Source organism: Acinetobacter sp. YH12227, from assembly GCF_013417785.1.
GTDB lineage: Bacteria > Pseudomonadota > Gammaproteobacteria > Pseudomonadales > Moraxellaceae > Acinetobacter > Acinetobacter gandensis.
Genome location: NZ_VPDH01000111.1, coordinates 1 through 6,964 on the forward strand (window position 1 = coordinate 1; position 6,964 = coordinate 6,964).

Consider the following 6,964-nt stretch of genomic DNA (forward strand, 5'->3'; position numbering starts at 1 on the left):
CGTTAATTTTAGAAGGTTTCCGTACACGAGTTTTTTTAATCTCTATACGTTTCTTCCATTCAACAATGGTATTTTTATTAATTTCAAATTGTGCAGCTACCGCTCGAATAGAATAACCTTCCTCAAGTTTAGCTAAAATTTTACGTCTAAAATGTTCTGAATAACTCATTGCACCATTGTATTGGTTTTATAATGATTTGACTATACAACTATACAGAAATTATTGAATGTAATTTTTGATAATTTGCTTTATAAATTTACATAGAGTCTCAGTTAATTACAAAATAAAACAAATAGCTTTTTAAATCAGGCTATTTTGGAAAAAGTTCATGTAAAAAAAACCTGCCCAATTGGCAGGTCTTTTTGTTTTGTCGATTTTCTTAAGCGAACATATTCGTTGCTGCTGAATATAAAATCCATAGAATTGCAATAGCAACGACTGGTTCAACAATTTTTGACCATGTTGGTACTGTTGCTTCTACAGCCACATTATTATCATCGTGCTGAGCGTTTTGTTGATGAACCATCTGATTAAACTCCTTCATAGATGCCTCTAATGATATATCTTCTTGCAGATTTGGTTTAGAGCCTAGAAGTTCTGTTAGGTTGTTTGTTGACCAAACCCAGTCATCTGCTTGACCAGAAAGATGTTCAATTTGTCCATTTAATAATTCGCGAATGCTCTGTAGCGAGTGAGAGCCTGTATCATGAAGTTGTTTCAGTTCAAGTAATTGCAAATGAAACACTTCAGTTGTTAGTTGCTCTAGTTCAGTTCGACTCAATGTTGATGCATTTGATGGATTTGTTGTTAAATGGCGAGAAACTTCCTGAATATACAATTCATCTGGATTTGAAATCTCTTGATAAACCTTTTCACCATTACTGCGTAATTGATTAATCAGTTCACCAAGTGTTAAGGCATTGATTTGACGGATATGTGAGCGTTTTTCTTCACGATCTAGATGACTTAAAAGCATAGGCTTTTGAGATTCAATTTGTTCTGCGAAATATTGTACTAAATCAAAAGCCATGATTTGCTCCGTTGTTTTAATCGAGCAACCTTAAACCCGGTTTTTTCTTTGGTTGCTCTTGTTGTTCTTGATCGTTTGATTTTAAAGCATTTTGCTCTTGATTGATATCTGCATATTCAGCTGGATCAAAGAACATGCCTTGCCCATTTTCACGAGCATAGATACCTAATAAGGCACTAAACGGAACATAGAGATTTTGTGAGACGCCACCGAAACGTGCCGAAAAGGTAATAGCATCATTGCTCATATGTAAAGCGTGCGTTGCATGGGGTGCAATATTTAAAACAATCTGACCATCTTGTACATATTGTACGGGTACCATCGTGTCTTTTTGCGTTGCATCGACCAATAAGTAAGGGGTTAACTGGTTATCACAAATCCATTCGAAAAGTGCACGGGTAAGATAAGGTCTGGTTGGGCTTAATGGAATATCTTGATCTGACATAATCGTTACTCTAAAAATTGGAAATAAAATTACTGTTTTGGCAAGAATTCGCTATAGCGATTTTTTTCTTGCAAGGTCAAAGATTTAATAAATGCAGGACGACTAAAAATGCGTTGGCAGTATAAGAAAATAGGTCTACATTGTTGTTTTGGTAGTTGAATACCCATAACTTTGAGTCGAAGGAAAATTGGTGCAAGCATACAGTCGAGCATGCTGAATTGTTCAGACATAAAATATGGATAATGCTGAAAAAGTGGTGTGAGTGATATTAATGTATCACGAAGTTGCTTTTGTGCTTTGTGTTTTGCTTGTTCATTAAGTGTATCAGGGTGGCGGAGCATGACGTCAGCAAGCTTCAACCAATCTTGTTCAAAACGCCATACATATTGACGCTGTTCTGCCCGTGGCATCGGGGCATCTGCATAGAGTTTATTTTGACGATAACGATCATCCAAATACTCTGCAATGATGCTGCTTTTATATAGTTTTAAACCATTTTCAATCATCATTGGAAGTTGATTATATGGATTCAAACTTGCTAAATCTTCGTCTTCATCATCTGCAATGATTAGGTTATGTTTAATTTGCTTCTCTGCAAGTACATAGCGTATCCAGTGTGAGCGAAAGTCATCCGCATGACTGTAAAGCGTAATCCCTTGGAGGGGTGCGTTTTCGACTGACATAATCCGAAGCAATGAGAAATGAATAAGATAGAATACTAAATATGGGCTATAAAATCACGGAGACTTTAGCAATATCAATTCAGTTGTACTTAAAATCACAATTTTATTTGATTTCATCTGATATATTTTCATGCTATCCCATGTAATTGATCCTCATTGCATTATGAGCATTGCACTTGTACAAAAATTACTATTTTTCTCTACCGTTATTTTTATGGGCATTGGTTTTTATACGGCGCTCGCCGGTAGTTATGCCTCTGATTATGGAGCAGAGGATGATAGCCCTGAACAAAAAAGCAAAATTACTATCTGTACAATTGCACTAACATTGTCGGTAATATGCTTTATTGCGAGTTTGAGTCTCTTTATTTATCGGGTCGTTATTCTATTTACATCATCTTCATAAAATGAAGACATAAAAAAACCTCGGCATAAGCCGAGGTTCTTTTGTCCGATTCGGTAAACGAATTAACGTTTAGAGAATTGAGGACGTTTACGAGCTTTACGTAAACCAAGTTTCTTACGTTCAACTTCACGAGCATCACGAGTAACGAAACCAGCTTGACGAAGAGCAGGTTTAAGTGTTTCGTCAGAAGCGATCAATGCACGAGTAATACCGTGACGGATTGCGCCTGCTTGACCACCGATACCACCACCTGAAACAGTGATGTAAAGGTCATATTTAGTAGTCGCTTCAAGAAGCTCAAGTGGTTGGTTAACAACCATACGAGCAGTCTCACGACCGAAATACTGTTCTAAAGAACGGTTGTTAATTACGAGTTTACCAGTACCAGCTGATAGGAAAACACGTGCAGTTGCGGTCTTACGGCGACCTGTACCATAGTTAGTAGCCATGTGCTGTATCCCTTAGATGTCCAAAACTTGTGGCTGTTGAGCAGTATGAGGATGCTCAGTACCAGCGTACACTTTCATTTTTTTGATCATTGCATAACCAAGAGGACCTTTTGGCAACATACCTTTAACAGCTTTTTCAAGAACTGCTTCAGGTTTGTGAGCAATTAACTTCTCAAAGTTAGTCTCACGGATACCACCAGGGAAACCAGTATGGCGATAGTATTTCTTATCAAGTGCTTTTTTACCAGTCACTTGAATTTCTTCAGCATTGATTACAACGATGTAGTCGCCAGTGTCAACGTGAGGAGTATAAGAAGTTTTGTGCTTACCGCGTAAACGACGAGCGATTTCAGTCGCAAGGCGACCTAAAGTTTTGCCAGAAGCATCAACAACATACCAGTCATGTTGAACTTCAGCTGGCTTAGCGCTGAGAGTTTTCATTAAACCACTACCTATTATAGTTGGTTTGGACTATGGAATCTGTCCAAACAAAAGGAGACGCGATTCTAAACGAATACGTGAAGAATCACAAATGAAAATATAAAATTTCAAGCGCTGTATTGTAGTGTATTTCTTCATCAATAAACAGCCTATAATTCAAAAAATATAAAAAACTAGATGAAAATAAAATTATGTCTGATCACACTCAGAGAGCAACATTAGAAATAGTCCCATTTTGGCAAACATGGTTTCGCATCATTTGGATTTTAAACCTTCTCATAGTTAGCCCATTTTATTTATATCTTGTGCATTTACATGGTGTAGGAGATGCGGTCATGGTCTTATTGATGGCATTGTTTTTATGTTTTGTCACTTACTACATTGTATATTTATTATTGGCTTCCTTGATAATTGGTGGAATCTCATTTTGGTTGCTGTCATGCTATCCTCAACGGTTGAAACGCATTGAAAAATGGGTTTTTATTGTAATTGCTATGGTTTGGGCGCTGGGTATCTTAGGCTTCGCTTTTGAAGTAATTCCATATCATGTTTTACAGCGAACATATTTCTGACAGGTATGTATTTCGCACATAAAAGATTTAGTTTCAGCAGTATTGAGTAATGAGCAGTATAATAAAGCTGTCTAGCTACCAAGGAAAAGGCGTCGTGCTCCCTTTATATATCACTAGCGGTGAACCTGCAGGAATTGGCCCAGATATTTGCCTAAGTTTGGCAGATCGTATTGATGAGCGTCCTATTGTCGTTTTGGCTGATAAGCAGATGTTGCAGCAACGAGCGGAACATTTAGATTTAAATGTAGAATTGGTTGATTATGTGGGGCAACAAGATTCTTGTGCGGTAGGACAGCTCTATGTGGAGCATGTTCCTTTAGCGGATACTGTAGTTTTAGGTCAGCTTGATGCCAATAATGCGGCTTATGTATTAGAACAATTGCGCCGATCTGCTGATTATGCCATGTCAGGAAAAAGTGTCGGTGTGGCGACAGCGCCAGTGCAAAAATCTATCATTAACGATGCCGGTATTCATTTCAGTGGTCATACCGAGTTTTATCAAGAGTTTGCTGGCGTTCCGCGTGTGGTGATGATGCTCGCAACTAAAAAATTACGAGTGGCACTGGCAACCACACATTTAGCGTTGCGAGATGTACCTGATGCTATTACCCCCGAGCGCTTACATCAAGTGATTGATATTTTAATTCATGATCTGAAAAGTAAATTTAAGATTGAGCAGCCTAATATTTTGGTGTGTGGCTTAAATCCGCACGCGGGTGAAGATGGATATTTAGGCATGGAAGAGATCGAAGTGATTAATCCTGTTCTGGAAAGCTACCGTGAGCAGGGCGTTCACATGAGCTTGAGCTTGCCTGCGGATACTTTATTTACCCCTGAAAATTTAAAAGATGCCGATGCGGTTTTGGCGATGTATCACGATCAAGGCTTACCTGTGTTAAAATCGCAGGGCTTTGGTGAAGCCATCAATATTACTTTGGGCTTACCGTTTATTCGTACCTCTGTCGATCATGGCACAGCACTCTCCCTTGCAGGTACTGGTCTTGCAAAAAGCTCTAGCTTACATGTGGCTGTGGACTTAGCGCTTGATTTAGCGCGTCAATGATCTTGTTTTATTTACACGTTGGAAATGTCTATGTATCAAATTAATGCCCTAAACCCCAAAGACGAAGGGCATCACACGCGTAAGCGTTTTGGGCAAAACTTCTTACATGACCAACGTGTCATTGCTAAAATAGTACGTTCGGTGAATCCACGCTCAGGGGATAATATCGTCGAAATTGGCCCTGGTCTTGCAGCGTTAACCTCACCGTTAATTGGTGAGTGTGATGCTTTAACAGTGGTTGAACTTGACCGTGATTTGGCTGCAGGTTTGCCGGGCCGTGTACCGCATCCTGAGCGTTTAACCATTGTAGAAACAGATGCTTTGAAATATGACTTTACTGAGCTATTTCAAGAAGGTCGTCCGCTACGCGTTGTTGGTAACTTGCCCTATAATATTTCAACGCCTTTGTTATTCCATCTCTTGGAGTTTGGTGACAAAGTGAAAGACATGCACTTCATGTTGCAAAAAGAAGTGGTTGATCGTATTACCGCCGAGCCAAACACTAAAGAATATGGCCGTTTGTCAGTGATGATTCAGTACTTCTGTAAGCCAACTTTCTTATTTGAAGTACCACCGGGATCATTTAATCCCCCGCCAAAAGTAACTTCTGCAGTATTCCGTTTAGAGCCATATGCAGCGAAACCAATTGTAGCGAAAAATGAAAAAGCTTTGGCGCGTTTGGTTTCACATGTATTTACTCAGCGCCGTAAAACCTTACGTAATAGCTTAAAAGGCATGTTGGTTGAAGACGGTTTTGAAAATGCTGGTGTTGATCCAATGGCACGTCCTGAGACCTTAACTTTAGCTCAGTTTGTTGCCTTGTCAGATCAAATGGTGGCTTAAATATGTCACGTGCAATTCGTTATAACTATGTGATCGGTGATGTACAAGGCTGTTTTGAAGCTTTAAAAGCATTATTAAAAGCCATTCAATTTGATGCAGAACAGGATTATATTTGGTTTGCAGGTGATTTAGTCGCACGTGGTGAAAACTCAGTCGGTGTGCTCAGATTTGTTAAAAAGTTGGTCGATAATGGTGTAGCTGCGACAGTTTTGGGTAATCATGATCTGACTTTATTGGCTGTTGCACGCGGTATTAAAGAGATTAATCCAAAAGATAATACGCTAGATGTCATTAATGCTTTAGAAAGTGATGATTTAATTGAATGGTTACGTCATCAGCCTTTGTGTTTATTTCCAAATGAACACACAGTTCTTACGCATGCCGGTATTCCACTGAATTGGACGACTGAACAGGCGGCTGCTTTAGCGAAAGAAGTAGAAGCTATAATTGGCCATGAGGACTTTGAAATCGTCGATGGCTTCTTGAAAGAGATGTATGGTAAAAAGCCAGATCTTTGGTCAGATGAGCTAGAGGGTAATGCACGTCTACGCTGTATTACCAACTATCTAACCCGCATGCGTTTGACTAACGCAGAAGGGTGTTTGGAATTCAGCTTTAAAGATAGTCTTGCAGATCCAATGCCGGAAGGCTTTAAACCATGGTTTGAGTTTGAATCACAGGCAGCACAGACTCACCAAGTTATTTTTGGTCATTGGGCAGCTTTACAAGGTAAAACAATTTCCGAGCAGATTCAAAACATCGATGGTGGATGTGTGTGGGGGCATCAACTTATGGCTTATCGCCTTGAAGATAAAAAAACTTTCGCAGTTGACAACCCGATGATGTAATAACTTGTTGATAAATAAAAAGCCACGTCAAAACGTGGCTTTTTTTATGATTCGTTTGTCCCGTCCTGAAATAAGTTTACACCTTAAGAGACTTATTTTATGGAACATGCACAAGAACAACGAGTTAAACGCACACAACGTGATTATAGCTTCGCCTTTAAAATGATGGTTGTACATGAAGTA

General features: G+C 39.1%; 10 protein-coding genes. 4 read left to right on the forward strand and 6 right to left on the reverse strand.

Going from position 1 to position 6,964, the window contains the following annotated elements:
• From FTV09_RS16430 to rplM, 6 genes are all read right to left on the reverse strand, one after another.
• The coding region (locus tag FTV09_RS16430) for a transposase (RefSeq protein WP_148101702.1) at positions 1-169 on the reverse strand (169 nt) is incomplete at its 3' end.
• Between the two features lie 211 nt (positions 170-380).
• Positions 381-1,031, reverse strand: a complete 651-nt coding sequence (locus FTV09_RS16435; protein ID WP_180058905.1) for a hypothetical protein — start codon at positions 1,029-1,031, stop codon at positions 381-383.
• Positions 1,032-1,047: 16 nt separating this feature from the next.
• Positions 1,048-1,476 carry a ClpXP protease specificity-enhancing factor gene (locus tag FTV09_RS16440; RefSeq protein ID WP_067763387.1) on the reverse strand — a complete coding sequence of 143 codons (429 nt, stop codon included), beginning with the start codon at positions 1,474-1,476 and terminating at the stop codon, positions 1,048-1,050.
• A 29-nt stretch (positions 1,477-1,505) separates the two neighbouring features.
• Positions 1,506-2,159: a glutathione S-transferase N-terminal domain-containing protein gene (locus tag FTV09_RS16445; RefSeq protein WP_067763385.1), complete on the reverse strand. Its 654-nt coding sequence runs from the start codon at positions 2,157-2,159 to the stop codon at positions 1,506-1,508.
• 468 nt (positions 2,160-2,627) lie between these two features.
• Positions 2,628-3,014, reverse strand: coding sequence for a 30S ribosomal protein S9 (rpsI, locus tag FTV09_RS16450; protein WP_067763381.1), 387 nt, complete (start codon positions 3,012-3,014; stop codon positions 2,628-2,630).
• Positions 3,015-3,026: 12 nt separating this feature from the next.
• A complete protein-coding gene (gene rplM / locus FTV09_RS16455; protein ID WP_067763379.1) occupies positions 3,027-3,455 on the reverse strand; it encodes a 50S ribosomal protein L13 in 429 nt (142 codons plus the stop codon).
• 191 nt (positions 3,456-3,646) lie between these two features.
• On the opposite strand from rplM, the gene FTV09_RS16460 reads away from it, so the two are divergent.
• Genes FTV09_RS16460 through FTV09_RS16475 form a run of 4 tightly spaced genes read left to right on the forward strand, consistent with a single transcriptional unit; the run spans position 3,647 to position 6,781 of the window.
• Positions 3,647-4,027: a hypothetical protein gene (locus FTV09_RS16460; protein WP_180058906.1), complete on the forward strand. Its 381-nt coding sequence runs from the start codon at positions 3,647-3,649 to the stop codon at positions 4,025-4,027.
• Positions 4,028-4,076: 49 nt separating this feature from the next.
• A complete protein-coding gene (gene pdxA / locus FTV09_RS16465; protein ID WP_180058907.1) occupies positions 4,077-5,090 on the forward strand; it encodes a 4-hydroxythreonine-4-phosphate dehydrogenase PdxA in 1,014 nt (337 codons plus the stop codon).
• 30 nt (positions 5,091-5,120) lie between these two features.
• Positions 5,121-5,933 carry a 16S rRNA (adenine(1518)-N(6)/adenine(1519)-N(6))-dimethyltransferase RsmA gene (rsmA, locus tag FTV09_RS16470; protein ID WP_067763375.1) on the forward strand — a complete coding sequence of 271 codons (813 nt, stop codon included), beginning with the start codon at positions 5,121-5,123 and terminating at the stop codon, positions 5,931-5,933.
• Positions 5,934-5,935: 2 nt separating this feature from the next.
• Positions 5,936-6,781 (forward strand): symmetrical bis(5'-nucleosyl)-tetraphosphatase, encoded by an 846-nt coding sequence (locus tag FTV09_RS16475; protein ID WP_180058908.1) that lies wholly within the window; start codon positions 5,936-5,938, stop codon positions 6,779-6,781.
• Positions 6,782-6,964 lie beyond the last annotated feature (183 nt).